This window comes from Pseudomonas sp. ZY71 (assembly GCF_036542145.1).
Lineage (GTDB): Bacteria > Pseudomonadota > Gammaproteobacteria > Pseudomonadales > Pseudomonadaceae > Aquipseudomonas > Aquipseudomonas koreensis_A.
Genome location: NZ_CP144274.1, coordinates 438,411 through 464,642, shown reverse-complemented (window position 1 = coordinate 464,642; position 26,232 = coordinate 438,411). Strand labels below are relative to the sequence as shown.

The window sequence follows — 26,232 nt, the reverse complement described above, 5'->3', positions numbered from 1 at the left end:
CCAAAAACAACTGTAGGAGTGAGCCTGCTCGCGATAGCGGAATGTCAGTCAATGGATCTGGTGACTGATCTACCGCCATCGCGAGCAGGCTCACTCCTACAGGGTATTGCGTCGCTTGTTTAGACGCCCAGGTAATCGAGGATCCCTTCGGCGGCATTGCGGCCTTCGAAGATCGCCGTCACCACCAGGTCGGAACCGCGCACCATGTCGCCACCGGCAAAGATTTTCGGGTTGCTGGTCTGGTGCTTGTACTGACCTTGCTCAGGCGCAACGACGCGGCCCTGGCTGTCGGTCTGGATCTCGAACTGTTCGAACCACGGCGCCGGGCTCGGGCGGAAACCGAACGCGATGACCACGGCGTCGGCCGGGATGATCTCTTCGGAACCCGGGATCGGCTCAGGGCTGCGACGGCCACGGGCGTCCGGTTCGCCGAGACGGGTCTCGACCACTTTCACGCCCTCAACCTTGTCTTCGCCGACGATAGCGATCGGCTGGCGGTTGTAGAGGAATTTCACGCCTTCTTCCTTGGCGTTCTTCACCTCTTTGCGCGAGCCGGGCATGTTCGCTTCGTCACGACGATAAGCGCAGGTCACCGACTTGGCGCCCTGACGGATCGACGTGCGGTTGCAGTCCATCGCCGTGTCGCCGCCGCCGAGTACCACAACCTTCTTGCCTTTCATGTCGACGAAATCTTCCGGCGACTTTTCAAAGCCCAGGTTGCGATTGACGTTGGCGATCAGGAAGTCCAGTGCGTCATAAACGCCCGGCAGGTCCTCACCGGCAAAACCGCCCTTCATGTAGGTGTAGGTGCCCATGCCCATGAACACTGCATCGTATTCGGCGAGCAGTTGTTCCATGGTCACGTCTTTGCCGACTTCGGTGTTGAGACGGAACTCGATGCCCATGCCGGTGAAGACTTCGCGGCGATTGCTCAGCACGGTCTTTTCCAGCTTGAACTCGGGGATGCCAAAGGTCAGCAAACCACCGATTTCCGGATTCTTGTCGAACACCACCGGAGTCACGCCGCCGCGTACCAGCACGTCGGCACAACCGAGACCCGCCGGGCCCGCGCCGATGATCGCAACACGTTTGCCGGTCGGTTTGACCTTGGACATGTCCGGGCGCCAGCCCATAGCGAACGCGGTGTCGGTGATGTACTTCTCGACCGAACCGATGGTCACCGCGCCGAAACCGTCGTTAAGGGTGCAGGCACCCTCGCACAGACGATCCTGGGGACAAACCCTGCCGCAGACTTCCGGCAGGGTGTTGGTCTGGTGCGACAGCTCGGCGGCCTGAAGGATGTTGCCCTCGGCCACCAGCTTCAACCAGTTGGGAATGAAGTTGTGCACCGGGCACTTCCATTCGCAATACGGGTTGCCGCAACCCAGACAGCGGTGGGCCTGATCGGCCGACTGCTGGGGTTTGAACGGTTCGTAGATTTCGACGAACTCTTTCTTGCGTTGACGCAACAGTTTCTTCTTCGGATCCTTGCGCCCGACATCGATGAACTGGAAGTCGTTATTCAGACGTTCAGCCATTGTTAAAACCTCATCAAACTCTTCAGGCGCATATCACTGCGGGTTGGCACGAGTGCTGGAAAGCAACGACTTCAGGTTGGCAGCCTTCGGCTTGACCAGCCAGAAACGGCGCAAGTAGTCATCGAGGTTTTCGGCGAGTTCACGACCCCACTCGCTGTCGGTTTCGGCGACGTACTCGTTCAGCACGTTTTGCAGGTGGCTGCGATAAGCCTCCATCGCTTCGCCGCTGATCCGCTGGATTTCCACCAATTCGTGGTTGACCCGGTCAACGAAGGTGTTGTCCTGATCGAGCACGTAGGCGAAACCACCGGTCATGCCAGAGCCGAAGTTGTAACCGGTCTTGCCCAGAACGGCGACAAAACCACCGGTCATGTACTCGCAGCAGTGATCGCCAGTGCCTTCCACGACCGTGTGGGCACCGGAGTTGCGCACGGCGAAACGCTCGCCTGCGGTGCCGGCGGCGAACAGCTTGCCGCCCGTGGCGCCGTACAGGCAGGTGTTGCCGATGATGGCGCTGTCCTGAGTTTTGTAAACGCTGCCCTTCGGCGGCACGATGGTCAGCTTGCCACCGGTCATGCCTTTGCCGACGTAGTCGTTGGCGTCGCCTTCGAGGTACATGTTCAGACCGCCGGCGTTCCACACGCCGAAGCTCTGCCCGGCAGTGCCTTTGAAGCGGAAGGTGATCGGCGCTTTCGCCATGCCCTGGTTGCCGTGCTTGCGGGCGATTTCGCCGGAGATCCGCGCGCCGATCGAACGGTCGCAGTTGCAGATGTCCAGGTCGAACTCGGCACCGCTCATGTCGTTGATCGCCGACGAGGCCATCTCGACCATTTTCTCGGCCAGCAGGCCTTGGTCGAACGGCGGGTTGCGCTCAACGCCGCAGAACTGTGGCTTGTCCGCCGGAATGTGATCGCTGCCCAACAGCGGCGTCAGATCGAGGTGGTTCTGCTTGGCGGTCTGGCCTTCGAGGATTTCCAGCAGATCGGTGCGACCGATCAGCTCCTCGAGGGAGCGCACGCCGAGCTTGGCCAGCCACTCACGGGTTTCTTCGGCGACGTAGGTGAAGAAGTTCACCACCATGTCGACGGTACCGATGTAGTGATCCTTGCGCAGCTTCTCGTTCTGCGTCGCAACGCCGGTGGCGCAGTTGTTCAGGTGGCAGATACGCAGGTATTTGCAACCCAGCGCGATCATTGGCGCAGTACCGAAGCCGAAGCTTTCGGCGCCGAGGATTGCTGCCTTGATCACGTCGAGGCCGGTTTTCAGGCCGCCGTCGGTCTGCACCCGGACTTTGCCGCGCAGGTCGTTGCCGCGCAGGGTCTGGTGAGTTTCGGCGAGGCCGAGTTCCCACGGTGCGCCAGCGTATTTGATCGAGGTCAGCGGCGAAGCACCGGTACCACCGTCGTAACCGGAAATGGTGATCAAGTCCGCATAGGCCTTGGCCACACCGGCGGCGATGGTGCCGACCCCCGCTTCGGCGACGAGCTTCACCGAAACCAGCGCCTTCGGGTTGACCTGTTTCAGGTCGAAAATCAGCTGCGACAAGTCTTCGATCGAATAGATGTCGTGGTGCGGCGGCGGCGAAATCAGGGTCACGCCCGGCACTGCGTAACGCAGCTTGGCGATCAGCCCGTTGACCTTGCCACCCGGCAGTTGCCCGCCTTCGCCCGGCTTGGCGCCTTGCGCGACCTTGATCTGCAGCACTTCGGCGTTGACCAGGTATTCAGGGGTTACACCGAAACGACCCGTCGCGACCTGCTTGATCTTCGAGCTCTTGATGGTGCCGTAACGCGCCGGGTCTTCACCGCCTTCGCCGGAGTTGGAACGCGCACCGAGGCGGTTCATGGCTTCGGCCAGGGCTTCGTGAGCTTCCGGCGACAGTGCGCCCAGCGAGATACCGGCGGAATCGAAGCGTTTGAGCACCGACTCCAACGGTTCGATTTCACTGATGTCCAGCGGCGTGTCGAGGGTCTTGACCTTGAACAGGTCGCGGATCATCGACACCGGACGGTTATCCACCAGCGAGGTGTATTCCTTGAACTTGGCGTAGTCGCCCTGCTGTACAGCGGCTTGCAGGGTGTTGACCACGTCCGGGTTATAGGCGTGATATTCGCCACCGTGGACGAACTTCAGCAGACCGCCCTGCTGGATCGGCTTACGCGGACTCCAGGCTTCGGTGGCCAGTGCTTTCTGCTCGGCTTCGATGTCGACGAAACGCGCACCCTTGATGCGACTCGGCACGCCACGGAAGCTCAGGTCGCAGACTTCTTCGGACAGGCCGATCGCTTCGAACAATTGTGCTCCGCGGTAGGAAGCGATGGTCGAAATGCCCATCTTCGACAGTATCTTCAGCAGACCTTTGGTGATGCCTTTGCGGTAGTTCTTGAACACCTCATAGAGGTCGCCCAGCACTTCACCGGTACGGATCAGGTCGCCCAGCACTTCGTAGGCCAGGAACGGATAGACCGCCGAGGCGCCGAAACCGATCAGCACCGCGAAGTGATGCGGGTCACGGGCGGTCGCGGTTTCAACGAGGATGTTGGAATCGCAACGCAGGCCTTTTTCGGTCAGGCGATGGTGTACGGCACCGGTCGCCAGCGAGGCGTGGATCGGCAGCTTGCCCGGGGCGATATGACGGTCGCTCAAGACGATCTGAGTGCGACCGGCGCGCACAGCTTCTTCAGCCTGATCGGCAACGTTGCGGATTGCCGCTTCGAGGCCGACGCTTTCGTCGTAGTTGAGGTCGATGATCTGCCGCTCGAAACCCGGGCGGTCGAGGTTCATCAACGAGCGCCACTTGGCCGGGGAGATCACCGGCGAGCTGAGGATCACGCGCGAGGCGTGTTCCGGCGACTCCTGGAAAATGTTGCGCTCGGCACCGAGGCAGATTTCCAGCGACATCACGATCGCTTCACGCAGCGGGTCGATCGGCGGGTTGGTAACCTGCGCGAACTGCTGACGGAAATAGTCGTACGGCGTACGCACACGCTGCGAGAGCACGGCCATCGGCGTGTCATCGCCCATCGAGCCAACGGCTTCGTAGCCTTGCTCGCCGAGCGGACGCAGAACCTGATCGCGCTCTTCGAACGTGACCTGATACATCTTCATGTATTGCTTAAGCTGATCAACGTCGTAAAACGCCGAACCGTGGTCGTTGTCTTCCATGGTCGCCTGGATGCGCAGGGCATTCTTGCGCAGCCATTGCTTGTACGGATGACGGGATTTCAGACGGTTGTCGATCGCATCGGTGTCGAGGATCTGCCCGGTTTCGGTGTCCACGGCGAAGATCTGACCTGGGCCGACACGGCCTTTGGCAATCACGTCTTCCGGTTTGTAGTCCCACACGCCGATTTCCGAGGCGAGGGTGATGAAACCGTTGGTGGTGGTGACCCAGCGCGCCGGGCGCAGACCGTTACGGTCGAGCAGGCACACCGCGTAACGACCGTCGGTCATGACCACGCCGGCCGGGCCGTCCCACGGCTCCATGTGCATCGAGTTGTACTCGTAGAACGCACGCAGATCCGGGTCCATGGTTTCGACGTTCTGCCACGCCGGCGGAATGATCATCCGCACGCCACGGAACAGGTCGATGCCACCGGTGACCATCAGTTCGAGCATGTTGTCCATGCTCGAGGAGTCGGAGCCAACACGGTTGACCAGCGGGCCGAGTTCTTCCAGATCCATCAGATCATTGCTGAACTTGGTCCGACGGGCCTGCGCCCAGTTACGGTTACCGGTGATGGTGTTGATCTCGCCGTTGTGGGCGAGGAAGCGGAATGGCTGAGCCAGCGGCCATTTCGGCAGGGTGTTGGTGGAGAAGCGCTGGTGGAACACGCAGATTGCGGTTTGCAGGCGCTCGTCGCTCAGGTCTGGATAAAACGCGGCCAGGTCGGCCGGCATCATCAGGCCTTTATAGATGATGGTCTTGTGCGAAAAGCTGCAGATGTAGTGGTCGGAGTCGACGGCGTTGGCCACCGACGAACGACGACGCGCACTGAACAGCTTCACGGCCATGTCCTGATCGCTCAGGCCTTCGCCGCCGATGTACACCTGCTCGATTTGCGGCAGGCGCTCAAGGGCCAGGCGGCCGAGGACGCTGGTGTCGATGGGCACTTTGCGCCAGCCGATCAGTTGCAGGCCTTCAGCGAGGATCTCGCGGTTCATGTTCTCGCGCGCGGCTTCGGCCTTGGCCGGATCCTGGTTGAAGAAGACCATGCCCACTGCATATTGCTTGGGCAGCTCAACGCTGAAGGTTTCCTGGGCAATGGCCCGCAGGAACGCGTCAGGCTTTTGAATCAGCAGACCGCAACCGTCACCGGTCTTGCCGTCGGCATTAATCCCACCGCGGTGGGTCATGCAGGTCAGGGCCTCGATGGCCGTTTGCAAAAGGGTATGACTGGGCTCGCCCTGCATATGGGCTATCAGGCCGAAACCGCAGTTATCCTTGAATTCATCTGGTTGGTACAGACCTGCTTTCATAGACACTTTCTCACCAGGCTGCCTCTTTTCGAGGCAAATTTCTTTTCAATTCAACCACTTGCATTCCGCGCCGAACGTACGCCGGCTTGGCGGGGGCAAAAGGGTGGTCATTGTACACAGCGACACAGAGGCTCACAAATTTGACGACGAAATGTCGCAAATTCATGTCGCATTTGTGAAAGGTTTAAAGCGATCTGCTGTGCTAGTCAAAACTTTTTTAATTTTGACCGCAACGACTCAAAGACTACTGTGACGCAGACACCACAAGGCACGCGGCCTGTGAAGGCGGCGCGCACTCGTAGAAATTTTGAGGTGCTTGGAGAGGCGGCCTGGGTAAGGCCGCCGAATCTTCAGCGAGTTGTTGCCAGTTCCTGTTGGACGCTGGCGACAGTGCGAGGCCAAGGTTTACCAGCCTGAACCTTCGCTGGCAAGGCCTTGATGGCAGAAACGGCTGCATCACGATTGGCGAAGTTGCCGTAGGTGATCACGTAAAGCGGTTTGCCGTTGAGGACTTTCTTGAAATAACGGTACTCGCCGCCCTGCTCTTTGACGAAGTTTTGCGCAGCGGCTTCGGAGCTGGTGCCGAGGATCTGCACTACATAGTTGCCGGTCGGCTGGCCGGCGTACCAGCTGCCACCAGCAGCCTTGGCGACGGTCACCGGCTTCTCGGCCGGTTTGGCAGCCGCGGCTGGCTTGGCTGGCGCTGGAGCTGGTTTGGCGACTGGCGCCGGAGCAGGCTTGGCGGTGGCAACTTGCGTCGGCGCCGGCGTCGGCTTGGCCGCTGGCAACGGAACCGGTGTCGGCGCAGGGCCGGCCGGAACGCCCGCAGGTGGCGCGGAAGTAGTAACGGTCGGTGGGGTGTCGCTGGAACCTTCCAGCGGCACCCCATCGTCGCCTTCGGTAATGCCACCGGCCGCTTCGGCCAACGGACCGCGCATTACCGGTTGCGAGTTGCCGACCAGCGGCAGCGGCATCGGCTGTGTATTACCGGCGAACTCGACGTTCGGCGCGCCGCCATTGGCTGCGCCCTGGCCCAATGGCAACTGTGCCTGCTCATTGGCCGGTGCACCGGTGGTCGGCGCCTTGTTGCGACCCGGCATCAGCCAGGCGGCAGCGACCGCGACCACAACGACGGCGGAAATCGCCAATACGTGTTTCTTCGGCATGTTGAACCCCATACTTGGACGCTTGACCGCTGAGCGGCTGGCAATCATGACTTCGATCAGAGCATCGCGAGCGACCTGGTTGATGTTGCCCGGCCAACCCTCGGCACTTTCGTGAATATCAGAGATCTGATCTGCGCTGAAAAGTTCGACACCCCGGCCGGCGCCTTCGAGCCGTTGGTCGAGATATTCGCGCGTTTCTTCTTCGGTGTAAGGCTGTAATTCGATGACGTGAAAACGCTCTTCCTCAAGGTGCAAAGCCTCGAGCTGAGCGATCAGCGACGATTCACCGAACAGGAACACGTGCGGGCGACCTTCCGGTGCGCCGGCACCCAGTGCCATCAGCGCTTCGAGGGCGGATTCATCGAGCTGCTCGGCGTCATCCACCAACAGATAGACTTCCTGGCCGGTCAGCGCGAGTTGCACCACTTGATCCAGAATCGCGCCAACTTCGGCCTGAGCGACGTTCAGTGCCTGCGCAACCTGGCGCAGCACGCCAGCGGCATCACCGGCACCACGGGCGGAAACCACCACGCTCTGCACCGACTGTTTGTTGGTGCTGGCGACCAGCGCCTGACGCAACAACGTCTTGCCACTGCCCTGCGGCCCGGTGACCACCAGCAGCAACTGGCTGTAACGCGCCAGATGGTGCAGTTGACCCAGTACCGGTTTGCGCTGGGCCGGGAAGAACTTGAAGCCCGGCACGCGTGGCGCGAACGGGTCGTGACTTAACTGGAAATGGCCGAGGAACGCCTCGTCGGCATGCAAACTAGTCATCGGAATCTTATTAACCTTTAAGCTGAGCCAGGGCGCGGTAATCCGCTCCCAGCGTGGCCTGTAGAACCTCTTTCGGATAATCGTCGGTCACTACCGCTTCGCCCATCCGGCGCAGCAGCACCAGGCGCAGACGACCGTCGATCACTTTTTTATCAATTGCCATGTGTTCCAGGAAATCGGCTTCGGTCATTTCCGTCGGCGGGATCACCGGCAGACCGGCGCGCTGGAACAGACGAATGCCGCGATCACGCTCCTGCTCGCTGATCCAGCCCAGACGCGCAGACATCTCCAGCGCCATCACGGTGCCAGCCGCCACCGCCTCCCCGTGCAACCAGACACCATAGCCCATGTGGGTCTCGATGGCGTGGCCGAAGGTGTGGCCAAGGTTGAGCGTGGCACGTACGCCGGTTTCCTTCTCATCGGCGCCGACCACCGCAGCCTTGGCTGCGCAGGAGCGCTCGATCGCGTAAGTCAGGGCTTTCTGATCCAGCCCACGCAGGGCATCGACGTTTTCTTCGAGCCAGGTCAGGAACGGCTCGTCACAGATCAGACCGTACTTGATGACTTCGGCCAGACCGGCGGACAGCTCGCGCTCTGGCAGGGTTTTCAGGGACGCCGTATCGATCAGCACCACGTTCGGCTGATAGAACGCGCCGACCATGTTCTTGCCCAACGGATGGTTGATGCCGGTCTTGCCGCCCACCGACGAATCGACCTGGGACAGCAACGTCGTAGGGATCTGGATAAAGTCGACACCGCGCTGGTAGCAGGCAGCGGCGAAGCCGGCCATGTCGCCGATCACCCCGCCGCCGAGGGCGATCACGGTGGTGCGGCGGTCATGACGGGCGGTCAGCAGACCGTCGAAGATCAGTTGCAGGGTTTCCCAGTTCTTGAAGGCCTCGCCGTCCGGCAGCACCACGGAGATCACCGAGAACTGCGCCAGGCTGCGAGTCAGACGCTCAAGATAGAGCGGCGCAACGGTCTCGTTGGAGATGATTGCCACCTGCCGCCCATGGATATGCGGTGCCAGCAACTCGGGCTGATCCAACAAACCTTCGCCAATATGAATCGGGTAGCTGCGCTCGCCTAGATCGACCTTGAGTGTCTGCATGTGTCCCCACAGTGAAGATGGAAGCAGGCGTCCTGCCCTGAATTATTGGTTATCTGCGGCCTATAGCGGGTATGACGCCGCTCGTACGCCATCCGCCACAACCTCGACGGGCTGTGACAGGACGCCGAGGATAGCGCATTTCGAGCGCTGCTTTAACGGGGAGGAAGTTGCGCCAGACGATCGAGAATGTCGAGCACCACCATGCGTGGCGGCCGTTCGTCGGTTTCCACCACCAGATCGGCGATTTCCCGATACAGCGGATCACGGATCGCCAGCAGGTCACGCAGGGTTTTCTCCGGATTGGCAGTGCGCAGCAACGGTCGATTGCGGTCACGCGAAGTGCGGCCGACCTGCTGTTCGACGGAGGCGTGCAGATACACCACTCGCCCACCCTCATGCAGGGCCTTGCGATTGGCATCGCGCATGACTGCACCACCGCCGGTCGCCAACACCACGCCATCGAACGCGCACAGCTCGGCAATCATCGCCTGCTCACGGTCGCGAAAGCCGGGTTCGCCTTCCTTGTCGAAGATCCACGGGATATTGGCGCCCGTGCGCAGTTCAATTTCCTTGTCGGAATCTTTGAACGGCAGGCGCAGCTCTTTGGCCAGTAACCGGCCGATGGTGCTTTTGCCAGCACCCATCGGTCCTACAAGAATCAAATTTCGCACAGAATCAACGACTCACAGCAATCGCCTGGTTATTCATGATACGTGGTGTGAGAAATACCAGCAGCTCGGATTTTTTCTCCGAAACCACATCACGCCGGAAAAGGCGGCCAAGATACGGCACATCGCCAAGAAATGGCACCTTATCTACGACCTTGCTTTGAGTATTTGAGAAAACACCGCCAATCACGATGGTTTCGCCGTCGTTGACCAGCACCTTGGCGTTGACCTCGTTTTTCTTGATCGGCGGCACATCCTGCACTTTGTTCAGGTAATCCGGTTCGTCCTTGGTGACCTTGACCTCCATGATGATGCGGTTGTCCGGGGTGATCTGCGGGGTGACTTCCAGCGATAGCGAAGCCTCCTTGAACGACACCGAGGTTGCACCGCTGGAGCTGGCTTCCTGATACGGAATTTCGGTGCCTTTGAGGATTTTTGCGGTTTCCTTGTCGGAGGTGACCACCTTCGGCTGCGAGACGATTTCGCCGTTACCGGTCTTCTCCATCGCGGTCAGTTCGAGATCGAGCAGCACGTTGTCGGTGATGAAGGCGATGCCGATCCCTGAAGTATTGCCCACTGTGCCCATGTCGACGAACGGTGAGTTGGTACTGGTGCTGCCTGGCGTACCGATGGTCGTCGATGAACCGTTGACCCCGGAAGCGTTCCAGTTGCCCTTGTTCTGGATCGAACCGCCCCAGCGCACGCCGAGGCTTTTGTCATAATCGACGTTGGCTTCGACAATTCGCGCCTCGATCATCACCTGACGCACCGGAATATCCAGTTGCGCCACGATCCGCCGCAGTTCGTCGAGACGATCCTGAGTCTGGTAGGCAATGATGTTGTTGGTTCGCTCATCCACTGTAATCGAACCGCGTTCGTCGATTTTCGCCTCGGCACTGGTCACCGACTGAAACAGCTTGGCAATGTCCGCGGCTTTGGCGTAGTTCACCTGCAACAGCTCGCGGCGCAACGGCGCCAGTTCGGCGATCTGCTTCTGCGACTCCAGTTCCTGGCGCTCGCGGGCAGCGATTTCATCGGCGGGAGCCACCAGCAGCACGTTGCCGATCTTGCGTTTATCCAGGCCTTTGGTTTTCAACACCAGATCCAGCGCCTGATCCCACGGCACGTTTTGCAGACGCAAAGTGATGCCACCCTGCACCGTGTCGCTGGCGACCAGGTTGAGGTTGGTGAAATCGGCGATGAGTTGCAGCACCGAGCGCACATCAATGTCCTGGAAATTCAGCGAGAGCTTTTCGCCGACGTAAGCCTGACGGTCAGCGTTACGCTTTTGCAGGTCATCGACGGTCATCGGGCGGATGCTGACAGTCAGCTTGTTGTCGGTCTGGAAGGTCGAGTATTCGTAAGTACCACTGGGCTCAACGGTAATAACCGTGCGATCAGCGGTCACTCCGGCATTGACGAACTGCACCGGGGTGGCGAAATCCTTGACGTCGAGGCGTACCCGCAGCTTGTCCGGCAGCTGCGTGCGGGCAAAGCTGAGGATGATCTTGCCGTCATGTTCCTGAATATCCGGGGCAATGGTCGGGTCGGACAGATCGATGACGACATTGCCTTCACCTGCCGTACCGCGCTGGAAGTCCACACCGCGAATCGCCCGGTTTTTCGGCACAAAGGCCTTGGCGGGTGCAGGCGCTTTAGCGGTAGCACGAGGTGCGACGGCAGCAGGACGCGGCGCCGCTGCCGGTGCGCCCTGACCAACCACCACGAACAGGTTATTGCCTTCGACCCGCGTGGTGTAAGGCGCCAGTTGCGTGAGACTGACAATCAGCCGAGTCCGCTCCTTGGCCTCGACCACCGTGGCCGTGCGCGCATTACCACTGCCCAGATCAAGATTCTTGCTGGCCAACTGACTGGCGACACCGGGCAGATCCAGCGCAATCCGCGCCGGTGATTCAGTGGTGTAGCCCTTGGGTTGCGGCGGCGGGCCGTCGAACGACAACTTCAGTTCAACGCGATCACCCGGCAACGCTGCCACATCCAGCATCTTCAGATTGGCCGCGAGTACCATCGGCGACATCAGCGCTATCCATAGCGAAAAACCGAGGGTGGAGAAAATCCTGTTCATTGTTCGACTTCCACTATGAGTGCTCTTTCAAAGGAATGGTGCGCGGACGCTCCAGCCAGGCGCCTTCGCCGTCGGGAACGATCTCGACCACATCGACCTGGGTGGCACTGATGGCGACGATGCGACCGTCGTTGCGCCCCAGGTAATCGCCGACTTTCAACCGATGCACGCCGCCAGCACCGCGCAGCAGCGCGAAGGAGCCGGAAGCATTGGCAATCGTGCCGACCATCTCGAACTGCTCGATGTTGAAACCTTCGAGGTATTGCTTGACCCGGTTGGGGTCGGGCTTGACGTTGCGTGAGCCATGTTTCTGCCCGGCCAGATCAACGCGCACCTGGCGCGAGAACGGACTGCGCAGGTTGGCCGCGCTGTAAGTGAATGTTGGGTAAGACCGGAATGTCGGGGTTGGTTCAATCTTGCCTGCCGGGCGCAGGCGCACTTCATTCAGGTAGGCGTCGAGATCGCTGAAGTCGTCATTGCCACCACAACCGTTCAACGCGAGCAGCGTCATCGCCAACGCGATACAACGAATCGGGGTCATTTCTGCAGCCCCTTGTCGTTATAGCGGTAGGTCTTGGCAAGGATGCCCATGCGCAGCTTCGGCCCGCCTTCTTTATCGGCAGGAGCGAGTTCGAAATCATGCAGGGTGACGATGCGCGGCAGCCCAGCCACGCCGCTGACGAAGGTCGCGAGATCGTGATAAGCGCCGGTGACGGTGATCTGAATCGGCAGCTCTATGTAGAACTGCTGGGTGACCTCCGGCAGCAGTTTGATCTCTTCAAACTCCAGGCCGCTGCCCAGACCGGTACGCGTGATGTCCTCGAGCAGCCCCGGCACTTCGGTGTCACTGGGCAATTGCCGTAAAAGCACGCCGAAGGTGTTTTCCATCTCCTTCATTTGCTGGGTGTACAACTCAAGGTTGGCTGACAGACGCGCCTTGCTGGCGAACTGTTCTTTGAGGGTGATCTCTTCCTCTCGTTTGAGGTCGAGCTGATTTTCCATATCACTGATGAAAAAGTTATAGCCAAGCGCCAACACCAGCACCGTCAACAGCGCTCCGGCGATAAATTTCACCGCCGCCGGCCAGGAACCGATGTTACTGGTGTCGAGATCGTTGAAGTCGATGTCGCGCAAGCTTTCCAGCCATTCGGACGGTTTCATTGGTCGTCCTCCACGGCTTGCGGCTGGGTCTGCCGTACGGTCAGTTCAAACGTGTTGGTCTGGTCCACTTGGCCGGCGGTCGTCGCCTTGACTTCGTTGAGACTCGGCGCATCGAACCAGTCCGATGCCTCGAGATTGCGCATCAGGTCCGAAACGCGGTTGTTGGATTCTGCGGCGCCACTGATCGACAGGGTTTTGCCGGTCATTTTCACTTCTGTGAAATACACGCCGTCCGGCAGCGTACGCGCCAGCTGATCAAAGATTCGCCCGCTGACCTGCCGGTTGCCCTGCAGGTCCTGGATGATGCGCATGCGCTCGACCAGTTGCTGGCGGTGCGCTTTGAGTTCGCTGATCTGCTTGATCCGCTCGTCGACCACGGCGATCTGCTTGCCGATGTAGTCGTTGCGCGCCACTTGCCGCTCAATGGCCGCGCTGATGACCTGATCAGCAATCAGCACCGCGCCCACCGAGCCGACCACCACGCCGATCAAGGCCAGCAGAAAGCGTTTGCGCCGCTCTTCGCGGCGCTCTTCGCGCCAGGGCAGGAGGTTGATCCGCGCCATCAGTCGAAACTCCTGAGCGCGAGCCCGCAGGCGATCATCAGCGCCGGCGCATCGCTGGCCAGCGCTCCAGCGTTGACTTTGCTGCTCAAGGCCATGTTGGCAAACGGGTTGGCCACTTGCGTTGGCGTCTTCAGGCGTTGCTCGATCAAGCGGTCCAGCCCTGGCACCGACGCCGTGCCGCCGGCCAGCAGAATGTGATCGACCGCGTTGTATTGCCCGGAGGCGAAGAAGAACTGCAATGAGCGCGACACCTGCTGTACCAGCGCCTCGCGAAACGGCTGCAAGACCTCGCTGATGTAATCATCGGGCAGACCACCCTGCTTTTTCGCCAGCCCGGCCTGCTCGAGGGTCAGGCCATAACGCCGCTGGATTTCTTCGGTCAATTGCCGACCGCCGAACAATTGTTCGCGGGTGTAGATGATCTTGCCGTTGTGCAGGACGCTGAGAGTGGTCATGGTCGCGCCGATGTCGACCACCGCGACGGTCAGGCGCTCCTGCGAGGCGGCCAGTTGCGTCGCGAGCAAACCGAATGAGCGCTCCAGTGCATAGGCCTCGACATCGACTACCCGCGCGGTCAGCCCGGCCAGAGCCAACGCCGCTTCACGGACTTCGACGTTTTCCTTGCGACAGGCGGCGAGCAACACGTTGACCCGCTCGGGATTGCGCGGTGATATGCCCTGGACTTCGAAGTCGATGGCGACTTCGTCCAGCGGATAGGGAATGTATTGGTCGGCTTCGATCTTGAGCTGGTTTTCCAGTTCGTCGTCGGACAGCCCGGCGTCCATTTCGATGACTTTGGTGATCACGGCGGAACCGGCCACCGCCACTGCCACGCTCTTGAGCCCGGTGCGCGCCTTGACCAGCACGCGGCTCAGGGCCTGACCGACGCCTTCAAGCTCGGCGATGTTCTTTTCGACCACGGCGTTGACCGGCAATGGCTCTACCGCGTATGCCTCGACCCGGTAGCGATCACCCTGACGGCTCAGTTCCAGCAGCTTCACTGACGTGGAGCTGATGTCGATCCCCAGTAACGGTTTGGCTTTTTTATTGAAGAGTCCCAGCACTACCAATTCCCTATGACTTTCCGTGAGTTACGGACTCTGTAATACGCATTGCGTTCCTTCACCCCGTCTTGACAGAAGCGCAAATGACGCCCCCAACAGAAAAGTGCTTATAATGCCCAGCGTTTTTTTCTGCTTTTTACTGCAAGCGCGGATGGTTCTGTGTGTAGCCGGAGCCCCGTCGCCAAATTCATTCTTTGCCCTGGATGTCCAAACGCCTTGATTCGTCTGCTGAAATTTTTCGGTTGGTCCATCGTCGCCGTTTTCTGCGGACTGCTTTTAGGTCTCAGCGGCGCGTTTCTTTACCTTAGTCCGGGTTTGCCGTCTGTGGAGGCTCTGCGAAGCATTCAGTTGCAGATTCCCCTGCGGGTCTACTCCAGCGACAACAAGTTGATCGCAGAATTTGGCGAAATGCGCCGTACACCGATCCGTTTCGCCGACATTCCGCCCAATTTCATTAATGCGTTACTAAGTGCTGAAGACGACAATTTCGCCAACCACTATGGCGTCGACCCAAGCAGCCTGATGCGCGCCGCGACCCAACTGGTCAAAAGCGGACACATTCAGTCCGGCGGCAGCACCATCACCATGCAGGTGGCGAAGAATTTCTTCCTGACCAGCGAACGCAGCTTCTCGCGCAAAACCACCGAAATTCTGCTGGCCCTGCAGATCGAACGACAGCTGACCAAGGACGAGATCCTTGAGCTGTACGTGAACAAAATCTACCTGGGTAACCGTGCCTACGGCATCGAAGCGGCGGCGCAGGTGTATTACGGCAAGTCGATCCGTGACGTCAGCCTGGCGCAAATGGCGATGATCGCCGGCCTGCCGAAAGCGCCGTCGCGCTTCAACCCGCTGGCCAACCCCGCACGCAGCAAAGAACGCCGCGACTGGATCCTCGGGCGCATGTACAAGCTCGGCAAGATCAGCGAGGCGGATTACACCGCCGCCATCAATGAGCCACTGAACGCCAGCTATCACGTGCCGACCCCGGAAGTGAATGCACCGTACATCGCCGAAATGGCCCGGGCCGAAATGGTCGGCCGTTATGGCAGCGATGCCTACACCGAAGGCTTCCGCGTCACCACCACGGTGCCGAGCAACCTGCAGGAGATGGCCAACACCGCGCTGCACGAAGGTTTGATGACCTACGACCAGCGTCACGGCTACCGCGGCCCCGAGTCGCGCCTGCCAGGCAAGACGCGCGAAGCGTGGGCCAGTGAGCTGACCAAACAACGCACCATCAGCAGCCTCGAACCGGCCATCGTCACTCAGGTCGACAAGAACGGCCTGCAAGTGCTGACCCGCACCGGCGAAGAGCACGTCGCCTGGGACACCATGAAATGGGCGCGTCCGTTCCTCAACACCAACAGCATGGGCGCCAATCCGCGTCAGCCGTCGGATGTCGCGGCGGTAGGCGACTTGGTGCGCGTGCAGCGTCAGAAAGACAACTCGCTGAAGTTCAGCCAGATCCCGCAGGCACAAGGTGCACTGGTATCGCTGGATCCGCAGAACGGTGCGATTCGCTCGCTGGTCGGCGGTTTCGCCTTTGAGCAGAGCAACTACAACCGCGCCATGCAGGCCAAGCGTCAGCCGGGTTCGAGCTTCAAACCGTTTGTCTACAGCGCTGCGCTGGACAGCGGCTACACCGCTGCGACGCTGGTCAACGATGCGCCAATCGTGTTCGTCGACGAATACCTGGACAAGGTCTGGCGCCCGAAGAACGACACCAACACCTTCCTCGGCCCGATCCGCTTGCGTGAGGCGCTGTACAAGTCGCGCAACCTGGTGTCGATCCGCTTGCTGCAGGCGATGGGCGTGGGCAAGACCATCGACTACATCACTCGCTTCGGCTTCAACAAGCAGGATCTGCCGCCAAACCTGTCGCTGGCGCTGGGCACCGCAACGCTGACGCCGATGGAGATTGCCACCGGCTGGAGTACGTTCGCCAACGGCGGCTACAAGATCACCCCGTACATCATCGACAAGATCGAAAGCCGTAATGGCGACACGTTGTTCGTCGCCAATCCACCGACCGTGCCGCAGGGTGGTTCGGCGACGGATGGTATCGCCGCGCCGCACACCGATTCGTTTACGGTCAACGCCACACCGGTTGCAGGTGAAGTACCGGGCAACGCAGCCGTGCCACAAACGCCGGCAGTGGCTGAGCGGATTGTCGATGGTCGCACCACGTACATCCTCAACAGCATGTTGCAGGACGTGATCAAGCTTGGTACTGGCCGTCGCGCGCTGGCCATGGGTCGTAGCGATATCGCCGGTAAAACCGGTACCACCAACGAATCGAAAGATGCCTGGTTCTCCGGTTACAACGCCGACTACGTGACCACGGTGTGGACTGGCTTCGACCAGCCGGAAAGCCTTGGTCGTCGTGAATTCGGCGGTACTGTGGCGCTGCCGATCTGGATGAACTACATGTCGGCTGCGCTGAAGGACAAGCCGCCACATGTTCAGCCTGAGCCGGAAGGCCTGCTGAGCCTGCGTGTGGATCCGGTCAGTGGCCGTGCGGCGACACCGAGCACGCCGGGCGCGTACTTCGAGCTGTTCAAGTCTGAGGACACACCGCCGTCGGTGAATGAGCTGGGCAATGGCACGGCGCCGGGCAGCCCGCTGCCGGCGGATGAACAGGCGCCGATCGATTTGTTCTGATCCAGCGGTATTGAAAAGCCCCGCCTTCGATTGAAGTGCGGGGCTTTTTTATGGCTGAAGATCAAGAGCCCCTCACCCTAACCCTCTCCCGGAGGGAGAGGGGACTGACCGTGGGAAATTCGCGAGATACGTCGACCTGAAAGCGCATCAGCGCCTATAGATTCAACACAACACTTTCAGGTCGGCGTCACTCTCCAGCATCCCCCAATCAGTCCCCTCTCCCCCTGGGAGAGGGGACCGACCGCGGGAGATTCGCGAGTTACACCGACCTGAAAGCGCATCAGCGCCTATGGATTCAACACAACACTTTCAGGTCGGCGTCACTCTCCAGCATCCCCCAATCAGTCCCCTCTCCCCCTGGGAGAGGGTTAGGGTGAGGGCCCTCGTCGAAATGAAATGCGATCCTGAGAATTCCCGAAAACAAAAAAGCCCCGACTCTCACGAGCCGGGGCTTCTGTTTGAAGCGCTACAACGACTTAGCCGTTGAACACGTCATCCACGCTTTTCAGCGGGTAGTTCTTCGGATACGGCAGGGTCGCCACACCGGTCTCGATTGCGGCTTTGGCCACAGCGTCGGAGATCAGGGTGATCAGGCGCTTGTCCATTGGCTTCGGAATGATGTACTCACGGCCGAATTCCAGCGGCGCACCGCCGTAGGCATCGCACACGTCCTGTGGAACAGGCAGCTTGGCCAGTTCACGCAGGGCGTTGGCGGCAGCCACTTTCATTTCTTCGTTGATGCGCTTGGCGCGAACGTCCAGGGCGCCACGGAAGATGAAAGGGAAGCCCAGTACGTTGTTGACCTGGTTCGGGTAGTCCGAACGGCCGGTGGCCATGATCACGTCGCTACGGGTAGCGTGCGCCAGTTCCGGGGAGATTTCCGGATCCGGGTTCGAGCAGGCGAACACGATCGGGTTCGGTGCCATCGACAGCAGGCCTTCAGCGCTCAGCAGGTTCGGGCCGGACAGACCGACGAACACGTCAGCGCCCGCCAGTGCGTCAGCCAGGCTGCGCTTGTCGGTAGCGTGAGCGAATACTGCTTTGTACTGGTTCAGGTCGTCACGGCCGGAGTGGATCACGCCGGTACGGTCAACCATGAAGATGTTTTCGATGCGTGCGCCCATGCTCACCAGCAATTTCATGCAGGAGATGGCAGCAGCGCCGGCGCCCAGGCAGACGATCTTGGCGTCCGGCAGGGTTTTGCCAGCGATTTCCAGAGCGTTGATCATGCCCGCAGCGGTCACGATCGCGGTGCCGTGCTGGTCATCGTGGAACACCGGAATGTCGCACTGCTCGATCAGAGCGCGCTCGATCTCAAAGCACTCTGGCGCCTTGATGTCTTCCAGGTTGATGCCACCGAAGGTGATGGAGATGCGTTTTACGGTGTCGATGAAGGCTTGCGGGCTTTCGGAGTCGACTTCGATGTCGAAAACGTCGATGCCGGCGAAGCGCTTGAACAGTACGCCTTTACCTTCCATCACTGGCTTGGAGGCCAATGGGCCGAGGTTGCCCAGACCGAGAATCGCGGTGCCATCGGAAATGACTGCAACCAGGTTGCCCTTGCCGGTGTATTTGTAGGCCAGTTCAGGATCGCGAGCGATCTCACGCACTGGTTCAGCTACGCCGGGGCTGTAGGCCAGCGACAAGTCGCGAGCGGTAGCAGTGGCCTTGGTGAGCTCGACACTCAGCTTCCCTGGACGAGGATTGGCATGATATTCGAGAGCGGCAGTTTTCAGATCAGACATTTTGGCATTCCGCTTTTTACTGTTGGACAGACTGGTCAGCGAGGATACGCGCCTCGCAAAGTCCCCACAAGACTGAGCGGTCACCCCTGTCAAGCGCCCTGCCCTACGACTTTGGGCCAAGAGCCACGGCGCACAAGGGCTGGACTGTTCACAATCGACAGAAAAAATGTCTACAATTTTTTCTTCAGCGCGGCGTTTGCAACATCGATGGATCGGTCAGCGGAAGTAGCCAGCGTGACTGTCCGGATTGCAATCCACCGCGCCGCGAACGATCAACGATCCAGCCGCGAGCCTCGATCTGCTTGCCTTTCAGCGCCTGCAACCGTGCATTGTCAAATTGTCCGACCAGATTGGGTGCAACGCGCAATACAAGTGCGTCCTTTAACTCGATCCAGATTCCGCCGCGATTGCGCTGAACCTTGCTCACACGGCCACTGATCACGGCGAAACCCGAGCGTTGGATCTGCTCCGCTTTCAGTACAGGCGACTGCCGCCAGAGGCCCAGCCCGGCCAATCGCGCACTGCGTTCGGCGGCTTGCTGACAGGCAACAAGATCGACATTCGGCGCGACCGCGACCTGGAAACCGAGGCCATCGGCGAGCATTTGCGCTTCGAGATTGGCGCCGCTGGCGCTGTAAATATGCGCGAGCGTACGCCCGTAATGGTCTTTGGCTTGCTTGCCGGGACGTAATCCGACACGGCCGCCGCTGGCATCGACCAGCGCTTGCAGGCGTTGGCGTGCCGCCACGGAGAAGGGTTCGTCGCTGCGGCCCTGCCTGCCCAGTTCAGGTGTGTTGAGGCCAATCATCCGTACGCTGCGCCCATCGCTCAGGCGCAGCGTGTCGCCATCGACCACGCGCTGCACCGTGACGCTGGCCAGTCCCGCAGGCGCCGGGCAGAAGGCCTGCGCGCCGGACAGCCAAATCGCAGACACAAAAAAGGCGCCCGCGAGGGACGCCTTTTTCAGCAACGAGGAAAAGCCCACCGGGCCCTTCAACCTTACTCTGCAGCAGCAGGTTTCTTGCCGAAAGCACCGAAACGGTCTGCGAAGCGCTGAACGCGGCCGCCAGTGTCCAGAGTCTTCTGCTTACCGGTGTAGAACGGGTGGCATTCGTTGCAAACGTCGATTGGCAGAGCTTTGCCGAAAGTCGAACGAGTTTCGAACTTGTTGCCACAGCTGCAGGTAACAGCGATGACTGGGTAATTCGGGTGAATATCAGCTTTCATGGTGTCTTCCTCAGCTAGCGTGCCGCCACCCAACACTATTGTTGAATACCGCACGTAATTAGGCCGCGGATTCTACCAGACCTTTTCAAACACGCAAGCTGTCACCGAGACCGACCGTCTGCTAGGCTCCCGGCCCATTGCGCGATTCCCTTGTAGGAGTGAGCCTGATCGCGATAGCGGTGTGTCAGAAGAAATAAATGCTGAATGACACACCGCTATCGCGAGCAGGCTCACTCCTACATTGGATATGTGTCATGTCCTTGTTCTGTTTATAGAGATCCCCCCGCGTGCCCGACGCCATTCTGCGCCTAGCCCTGCCTTCACCCTTGCGCCGCCTGTTCGACTACCGAGCGCCGGCCGGCGTGCTGCGCGAGCAATTGCAGCCGGGTATGCGTTTGCGCGTACCGTTTGGCAGACGCGAGATGATCGGCATTCTGGTCGAGGTCACCGACACCAGCGAAGTGCCGGTGGAGAAACTCAAACCGGCGCTGGCGCTGCTCGACACTACGCCGCCGCTGCCGCCAGCGCTGTTCAAGTTGTGCCTGTGGACGTCGCAGTATTATCAGCACAGCCTCGGCGACACCCTGAGCTGGGCGCTGCCAGTACTGCTGCGCCAAGGCGAACTGGCCGAGGCCCGGCAGGAGCGTTTCTGGTCAGCCACGCCCGGCGCCAGCCTTGAAGACCCGCGCATTGCTCGAGCGCCGCGTCAGCGTGAAGCACTCGCCACGCTGGCCCAGCATCCGCACGGCGTCGCCCATCAGTTGCTGAGCAAACTGATGCTGAGCAAAGACAGCCTTGATCTGCTGCTGGCGAAAAATCTGGTGCAGATGGAAATCCGCCGTCACGCACCCGGTGCGCGCCACGAACATTGGCTGGCGCAACCGGAATTACCGCTCAACACCGAACAACGCGCCGCATACGAGGCGATCCGCGCCGGTTTCGACAGTTATCACGCGTTCCTGCTGGCCGGCGTCACCGGCAGCGGCAAGACCGAAGTCTATTTGCAACTGATCCGCGAAACCCTCGAAGCCGGCAAGCAGGCGCTGGTGCTGATCCCGGAGATCAACCTCGGCCCGCAGACCCTGGCGCGCTTCGAGCAGCGCTTCAACGCGCGGATCGCCCTGCTGCACTCGGCAGTCAATGACCGCGAGCGTCTCGACGCCTGGCTCGCCGCCCGTGATGGCGAGGCCGACATTATTATCGGTACCCGCTCGGCGCTGTTTACGCCGATGAAGAATCCCGGGCTGATCATCATCGATGAAGAGCACGACGGCTCTTATAAACAGCAAGAAGGTTTGCGCTACCACGCCCGCGATCTGGCGTTGGTCCGTGCCCGCCAGGAAAACATCCCGATCGTGCTCGGTTCTGCCACGCCATCGCTGGAAAGCCTGCACAACGCCTACACCGGTCGTTACGGCCTCCTGCGCCTGAACGAGCGCGCCGGTGGCGCCAAGCAACCGCGCTTCCTGCGCCTGGATGTAAAAAGCCGTCCACTGGACAGCGGGATTTCCGGGCCGATGCAGCAAGCCATCGGTCAGACACTGGCGAATGGGCAACAGGTGTTGGTGTTCCTCAATCGTCGCGGTTTTGCGCCGACGCTGCTGTGCCACGATTGCGGCTGGATGTCCGAATGCTCACGCTGCGACGCGCGGATGACCGTGCACCAGCGTTACGGTGAACTGCGCTGCCACCACTGTGGCTACGTCGAGCGCACGCCGCGCCAGTGCCCGAAGTGCAACAAGGTCGATCTGCGCCCGGTCGGCGCGGGTACTGAACGTGCCGAAGAACGGCTGGCGATTCTATTCCCCGATTACCCGGTGCTGCGCGTCGACCGTGACAGCACCTCGCGCAAGGACGCGATGAATCAGCTGTTCGCGACGATTCAGAAAGGTCAGCCGTGCATTCTGGTCGGCACACAGATGTTGGCCAAAGGGCACCACTTTCCGCGGGTGACGCTGGTGTCGATCCTCGATGCCGACGGCGGGTTGTTCTCCGGTGACTTCCGCGCCAGCGAGCGCATGGCCCAATTGATCGTGCAGGTGGCCGGGCGTGCCGGGCGTGCCGAGGAGCCGGGCAAGGTGATCATTCAGACCCACCTCGCCGACCATCCTTTATTGGTGCAGCTCACCGAACAGGGGTATTTCGCCTTTGCCGAACAGGCCTTGAGCGAACGACGGGCTGCCGGACTGCCACCGTTTGCGCATCTGGCGCTGCTGCGTGCCGAAGCGCACAAGCCGGGGCAGGCGGAAGGCTTTCTCGATGAGGCGTGCAGCGAAGCTGAGCGCTTGCTGACCGAGCAGAATCTGAGCGGGATTGAACTGCTTGGGCCAGTGCCGGCGCCGATGGAGCGACGGGCCGGACGCTATCGCGCGCAACTGTTGTTGCAAGCGTCGGCACGGGCGCCATTGCACCGGCTGTTGACCAGTTGGTTGTTGGCGCTGGAGCAGATGCCGAGCGGGCGGGCGGTGCGCTGGTCGCTGGATGTCGACCCTGTAGATTTGTATTGATAGAAAGATCGCCTTCGCGAGCAGGCTCGCTCCCACAAGGACTGCGCAGCACCTGTGGGAGCGAGCCTGCTCGCGAAAATGATCTATTTGTCACCACATATCCATAAGCTGCCTGCTAAGGTTGGCAAGCCCGTCTTCGCAACGGATAATGCCCAGTTTTTCCACCCGCGCATCGATGCGCCCGCCGCGCTTGCGGTCGAAAGAGAAGACCATGAAAGACACCATTCGCCAGCTGATCCAACAAGCCCTCACCCAACTCGTCAACGAAGGTGTGTTGCCTGAAGGCCTGTCGCCGGCGATTCAGGTGGAGAACGCCCGTGACAAGACCCACGGCGATTTCGCCAGCAACATCGCCATGATGCTGGCCAAGCCTGCGGGCATGAAACCGCGCGATCTGGCGGAAAAAATCATTGCCGCACTGCCTGCCGACGAGAACGTCACCAAGGCCGAAATCGCCGGCCCGGGCTTCATCAACTTCTTCCAGAACACCCAGGCACTGGCTTCGCGCCTCGACGCTGCGCTGGCCGACGCTCACATTGGCGTACGCAAGGCTGGCCCGGCGCAGCGCACCGTGGTCGACCTGTCGGCGCCGAACCTGGCCAAAGAGATGCACGTCGGCCACTTGCGCTCGACCATCATTGGCGACGGCGTGGCCCGCGTACTGGAATTCCTCGGCGACGAAGTGATCCGTCAGAACCATGTCGGCGACTGGGGCACCCAGTTCGGCATGCTGATGGCTTATCTGCAGGAAAATCCGATCACCAGCGACGAGCTGTCCGACCTGGAAAACTTCTACCGCGCCGCCAAACAGCGCTTCGACGAATCCGCAGAATTCGCCGACCGCGCCCGTGGTCTGGTGGTCAAGTTGCAGGCCGGCGATGCCGAGTGCCTGGCGCTGTGGACCAAGTTCAAGGACATCTCGCTGTCGCACTGCCAGAAGATCTACGAACTGCTCAACGTCAAACTGACCATGGCCGACGTGATGGGCGAAAGCGCCTACAACGACGACCTGATCAACGTGGTCAACGACTTGAAAGCCGCTGGCATGCTGGTCGAGAGCAACGGCGCACAATGCGTATTCCTCGACGAGTTCAAGAATGCCGACGGCGACCCGTTGCCGGTGATTATCGTCAAGGCTGACGGCGGCTACCTCTATGCCACCACTGACCTGGCGGCCGTGCGCTACCGCAGCGGCAAGCTGAAAGCCGATCGCGCGCTGTACTTTGTCGATCAGCGTCAGGCCCTGCACTTCCAGCAAGTGTTCGCCGTGGCGCGCAAGGCCGGTTTCGTCACCCATCCGATGGAGATGGAACACATGGGCTTCGGCACCATGAACGGCGCCGACGGTCGTCCGTTCAAGACCCGTGACGGCGGCACCGTGAAGCTGATCGATCTGCTGACCGAAGCGCAGGAACGCGCCTACAGCCTGGTGAAAGAGAAGAACCCGGAGCTGGCCGAAGACGAACTGCGCAACATCGCCAAAGTCGTCGGCATCGGCGCGGTGAAATACGCCGACCTGTCGAAGCACCGCACCAGCGACTACAGCTTCAACTTCGACCTGATGCTGAATTTCGAAGGCAACACTGCGCCGTACCTGCTTTACGCTTACACCCGCGTCGCCGGTGTGTTCCGCAAACTGGGCAAGGACTTCAGCGAAGTCGATGGCCAGATCGTGCTGGAAGCCGCACATGAGCAAGAGCTGGCGGCGAAACTGGCGCAGTTCGGCGAAGTGCTGAACAACGTCTCCGACAAAGGCACGCCGCACATTCTCTGCACTTATCTGTACGACGTTGCCGGTCTGTTCTCCAGCTTCTACGAGAACTGCCCGATCCTCGCCGCCGAAACCCCGGCCCAGATGCAGAGCCGTCTGCGCCTGGCCGCGCTGACCGGTCGCACCCTCAAGCAAGGCCTGGAGCTGTTGGGTCTGGAAACTCTGGAGCGTATGTAAGTTGGCTGCCAAGAAAAAACCTGCACCCAAGCGTGGCGCCAGCCGTTACCAAGCTCCTGCGAAGCAACCGATTCCGGGTTGGCTGTGGATGGCCATCGGCCTGACGGTCGGCGCGTTCATCGTGTTTCTGATGAAGCTGGAGCCGGGCAAGGGCAGCGACACGGTCAAGCGTGAGAAGGTCGAACAGGCGCAACAGCAGAAAGCGTCGAAGATCGCCGAGGCCAACAAGACCCCGCCGAGCCCGACGCAACCGGTGAAGCCGAAGTACGACTTCTACACCCTGCTGCCGGAATCGGAAGTGATCGTGCCGCCGGACGCGGTACCGGAGAAGACGTTGCCGACGCCACAAGTGCCGGCCATCCCGACCACGCCGGTGACCCCGGCAGAAGCGGCGAAGATCGACACCGCGCGCGCGCAGGCAGCCTTGGCCGGGATTACCCCGCCGCCAGCGCCACCGGTGAGCAAAGCGGCGCCGGTGACCAAGTTCTTCTTGCAGGCGGGTTCGTTCCGCAAGGAAACCGATGCCGACAAGGTCCGCGCGCAGATCATTCTGCTCGGTCAGGCGGTGGCGGTTGAATCCGGCACGGTGAAGGATGAAACCTGGTACCGCGTACTGGTCGGCCCGTTCAGCAACCGCGAACAACTGACCACCGCACAGAAACAACTGGCCGGCGCCGGCTTCAGCAACCTGTTGTTACAACAACGCCAGAGCCGCTGACTTCGTCAGAGTCACCGCGTCATCGTTCTTCGCGAGCAGGCTCGCTCCCACAGGAATTACGCGGTCCCTGTGGGAGCGAGCCTGCTCGCGAAGGCATTGTTTGCAACACCACATACCCCTGATCAGTCCCCGCCGTTCGTCCCTCCGCACCCTCCCCGGTTGAAATCCTCTCCAGCACCCCCATATGAATGGGCATAAGGCACTTTCGCCCCGCTGTGTGGAGACTCTTCCCTTGACCACCATCGTTTCAGTCCGCCGTCACGGCAAAGTCGTCATGGGCGGCGACGGCCAGGTTTCTCTCGGCAATACCGTGATGAAAGGCAACGCGAAAAAAGTCCGTCGCCTGTACCACGGCCAGGTCATCGCCGGTTTTGCCGGTGCCACCGCTGACGCCTTTACCCTCTTCGAACGTTTCGAAGGCCAGCTGGAAAAACATCAGGGCCACCTGGTGCGCGCCGCTGTCGAACTCGCCAAAGAATGGCGCACCGACCGCTCCCTGAGCCGCCTCGAAGCCATGCTCGCGGTGGCCAACAAAGACGCCTCGCTGATCATCACCGGCAACGGTGACGTGGTCGAACCCGAAGATGGCCTGATTGCCATGGGTTCCGGCGGCGGCTATGCGCAAGCCGCGGCCAGCGCGCTGCTGAAAAAGACCGACCTGTCGGCCCGCGAAATCGTCGAAACCGCCCTTGGCATCGCCGGCGACATCTGTGTATTCACCAACCACACTCAGACCATTGAGGAGCAGGATCTCGCTGAATAAGCCTGACGCGGCCCTGTGCCACGGCTTGTTTCTGCTTGAGGACCGTCAAT

The 26,232-nt window shown here is 60.5% G+C and carries 19 protein-coding genes; 5 read left to right on the top strand and 14 right to left on the bottom strand.

The features are described 5' to 3' along the window. Positions 1-119: 119 nt before the first annotated feature. The 10 genes from VY732_RS02025 to VY732_RS01980 form a co-directional block, all read right to left on the bottom strand. Positions 120-1,538, bottom strand: a complete 1,419-nt coding sequence (locus VY732_RS02025) for an FAD-dependent oxidoreductase (protein WP_007909438.1) — start codon at positions 1,536-1,538, stop codon at positions 120-122. Positions 1,539-1,571: 33 nt separating this feature from the next. After that, the gene (gene gltB, locus VY732_RS02020; protein WP_331693652.1) at positions 1,572-6,017 is read right to left on the bottom strand and encodes a glutamate synthase large subunit; all 4,446 of its coding nucleotides are present in this window, start codon (positions 6,015-6,017) and stop codon (positions 1,572-1,574) included. Positions 6,018-6,367: 350 nt separating this feature from the next. Beyond that, entirely contained in the window at positions 6,368-7,957 is a 1,590-nt protein-coding gene (locus tag VY732_RS02015; protein ID WP_331693650.1) for an AAA family ATPase, read from the bottom strand. 10 nt (positions 7,958-7,967) lie between these two features. Further along, positions 7,968-9,068 carry a 3-dehydroquinate synthase gene (aroB, locus tag VY732_RS02010; RefSeq protein WP_077570426.1) on the bottom strand — a complete coding sequence of 367 codons (1,101 nt, stop codon included), beginning with the start codon at positions 9,066-9,068 and terminating at the stop codon, positions 7,968-7,970. 152 nt (positions 9,069-9,220) lie between these two features. Then, positions 9,221-9,739: a shikimate kinase AroK gene (aroK, locus tag VY732_RS02005; protein WP_011332081.1), complete on the bottom strand. Its 519-nt coding sequence runs from the start codon at positions 9,737-9,739 to the stop codon at positions 9,221-9,223. A gap of 4 nt (positions 9,740-9,743) precedes the next feature. Further along, the gene (gene pilQ, locus VY732_RS02000; protein WP_331693648.1) at positions 9,744-11,822 is read right to left on the bottom strand and encodes a type IV pilus secretin PilQ family protein; all 2,079 of its coding nucleotides are present in this window, start codon (positions 11,820-11,822) and stop codon (positions 9,744-9,746) included. Between the two features lie 13 nt (positions 11,823-11,835). Further along, a complete protein-coding gene (locus VY732_RS01995; RefSeq protein ID WP_137218565.1) occupies positions 11,836-12,363 on the bottom strand; it encodes a pilus assembly protein PilP in 528 nt (175 codons plus the stop codon). Further along, positions 12,360-12,983, bottom strand: coding sequence for a type 4a pilus biogenesis protein PilO (gene pilO / locus VY732_RS01990; RefSeq protein WP_331693645.1), 624 nt, complete (start codon positions 12,981-12,983; stop codon positions 12,360-12,362). The genes VY732_RS01995 and pilO overlap by 4 nt, the downstream gene beginning before the upstream one ends. Next, positions 12,980-13,546, bottom strand: coding sequence for a PilN domain-containing protein (locus VY732_RS01985; protein ID WP_137218567.1), 567 nt, complete (start codon positions 13,544-13,546; stop codon positions 12,980-12,982). The genes pilO and VY732_RS01985 overlap by 4 nt, the downstream gene beginning before the upstream one ends. After that, positions 13,546-14,610 (bottom strand): pilus assembly protein PilM, encoded by a 1,065-nt coding sequence (locus VY732_RS01980; protein WP_077570415.1) that lies wholly within the window; start codon positions 14,608-14,610, stop codon positions 13,546-13,548. Before VY732_RS01980 ends, VY732_RS01985 begins: the two co-directional genes overlap by 1 nt. 219 nt (positions 14,611-14,829) lie before the next feature. Between VY732_RS01980 and VY732_RS01975 the strand changes: the two genes are divergently transcribed. After that, positions 14,830-17,274 (top strand): penicillin-binding protein 1A, encoded by a 2,445-nt coding sequence (locus VY732_RS01975; RefSeq protein WP_371042267.1) that lies wholly within the window; start codon positions 14,830-14,832, stop codon positions 17,272-17,274. Between the two features lie 476 nt (positions 17,275-17,750). Here VY732_RS01975 and VY732_RS01970 read toward each other — a convergent pair whose 3' ends face one another. The 3 genes from VY732_RS01970 to rpmE all read right to left on the bottom strand — a co-directional run bounded on the left by VY732_RS01970 (position 17,751) and on the right by rpmE (position 20,246). Beyond that, the gene (locus VY732_RS01970; RefSeq protein WP_102899524.1) at positions 17,751-19,019 is read right to left on the bottom strand and encodes a malic enzyme-like NAD(P)-binding protein; all 1,269 of its coding nucleotides are present in this window, start codon (positions 19,017-19,019) and stop codon (positions 17,751-17,753) included. 184 nt (positions 19,020-19,203) lie between these two features. Beyond that, on the bottom strand, positions 19,204-20,004 hold the full coding sequence (locus tag VY732_RS01965) for a thermonuclease family protein (protein ID WP_331693642.1): 801 nt from the start codon (positions 20,002-20,004) through the stop codon (positions 19,204-19,206). 14 nt (positions 20,005-20,018) lie between these two features. Then, on the bottom strand, positions 20,019-20,246 hold the full coding sequence (gene rpmE / locus VY732_RS01960) for a 50S ribosomal protein L31 (protein ID WP_016984589.1): 228 nt from the start codon (positions 20,244-20,246) through the stop codon (positions 20,019-20,021). A gap of 287 nt (positions 20,247-20,533) precedes the next feature. Here rpmE and VY732_RS01955 point away from each other — a divergent pair, with 287 nt between their 5' ends. Beyond that, a complete protein-coding gene (locus VY732_RS01955) occupies positions 20,534-22,753 on the top strand; it encodes a primosomal protein N' (RefSeq protein WP_331693641.1) in 2,220 nt (739 codons plus the stop codon). 90 nt (positions 22,754-22,843) lie between these two features. Here VY732_RS01955 and VY732_RS01950 read toward each other — a convergent pair whose 3' ends face one another. Then, positions 22,844-22,966, bottom strand: coding sequence for a hypothetical protein (locus tag VY732_RS01950; RefSeq protein ID WP_256579857.1), 123 nt, complete (start codon positions 22,964-22,966; stop codon positions 22,844-22,846). On the opposite strand from VY732_RS01950, the gene argS reads away from it, so the two are divergent. The 3 genes from argS to hslV all read left to right on the top strand — a co-directional run bounded on the left by argS (position 22,965) and on the right by hslV (position 26,182). Further along, positions 22,965-24,701: an arginine--tRNA ligase gene (gene argS, locus VY732_RS01945; RefSeq protein WP_331693638.1), complete on the top strand. Its 1,737-nt coding sequence runs from the start codon at positions 22,965-22,967 to the stop codon at positions 24,699-24,701. The two genes, VY732_RS01950 and argS, sit on opposite strands and share 2 nt — an antisense overlap. A 1-nt stretch (position 24,702) precedes the next feature. Next, positions 24,703-25,419: an SPOR domain-containing protein gene (locus tag VY732_RS01940; protein ID WP_007909385.1), complete on the top strand. Its 717-nt coding sequence runs from the start codon at positions 24,703-24,705 to the stop codon at positions 25,417-25,419. A gap of 232 nt (positions 25,420-25,651) precedes the next feature. Next, a complete protein-coding gene (gene hslV, locus VY732_RS01935) occupies positions 25,652-26,182 on the top strand; it encodes an ATP-dependent protease subunit HslV (RefSeq protein ID WP_016984593.1) in 531 nt (176 codons plus the stop codon). The last annotated feature ends 50 nt before the right edge of the window (positions 26,183-26,232 follow it).

Coding starts and splice junctions, on each gene's coding strand:
- pilO (WP_331693645.1), bottom strand. CDS start 12,983: ATGAAACCGTCCGAATGGCTGGAAAGCTTGCGCGACATCGACTTCAAC.
- VY732_RS02025 (WP_007909438.1), bottom strand. CDS start 1,538: ATGGCTGAACGTCTGAATAACGACTTCCAGTTCATCGATGTCGGGCGC.
- VY732_RS01970 (WP_102899524.1), bottom strand. CDS start 19,019: ATGTCTGATCTGAAAACTGCCGCTCTCGAATATCATGCCAATCCTCGT.
- VY732_RS01995 (WP_137218565.1), bottom strand. CDS start 12,363: ATGACCCCGATTCGTTGTATCGCGTTGGCGATGACGCTGCTCGCGTTG.
- gltB (WP_331693652.1), bottom strand. CDS start 6,017: ATGAAAGCAGGTCTGTACCAACCAGATGAATTCAAGGATAACTGCGGT.
- VY732_RS01950 (WP_256579857.1), bottom strand. CDS start 22,966: ATGGTCTTCTCTTTCGACCGCAAGCGCGGCGGGCGCATCGATGCGCGG.
- pilQ (WP_331693648.1), bottom strand. CDS start 11,822: ATGAACAGGATTTTCTCCACCCTCGGTTTTTCGCTATGGATAGCGCTG.
- rpmE (WP_016984589.1), bottom strand. CDS start 20,246: ATGAAAGCTGATATTCACCCGAATTACCCAGTCATCGCTGTTACCTGC.
- argS (WP_331693638.1), top strand. CDS start 22,965: ATGAAAGACACCATTCGCCAGCTGATCCAACAAGCCCTCACCCAACTC.
- VY732_RS01985 (WP_137218567.1), bottom strand. CDS start 13,546: ATGGCGCGGATCAACCTCCTGCCCTGGCGCGAAGAGCGCCGCGAAGAG.
- aroB (WP_077570426.1), bottom strand. CDS start 9,068: ATGCAGACACTCAAGGTCGATCTAGGCGAGCGCAGCTACCCGATTCAT.
- VY732_RS02015 (WP_331693650.1), bottom strand. CDS start 7,957: ATGACTAGTTTGCATGCCGACGAGGCGTTCCTCGGCCATTTCCAGTTA.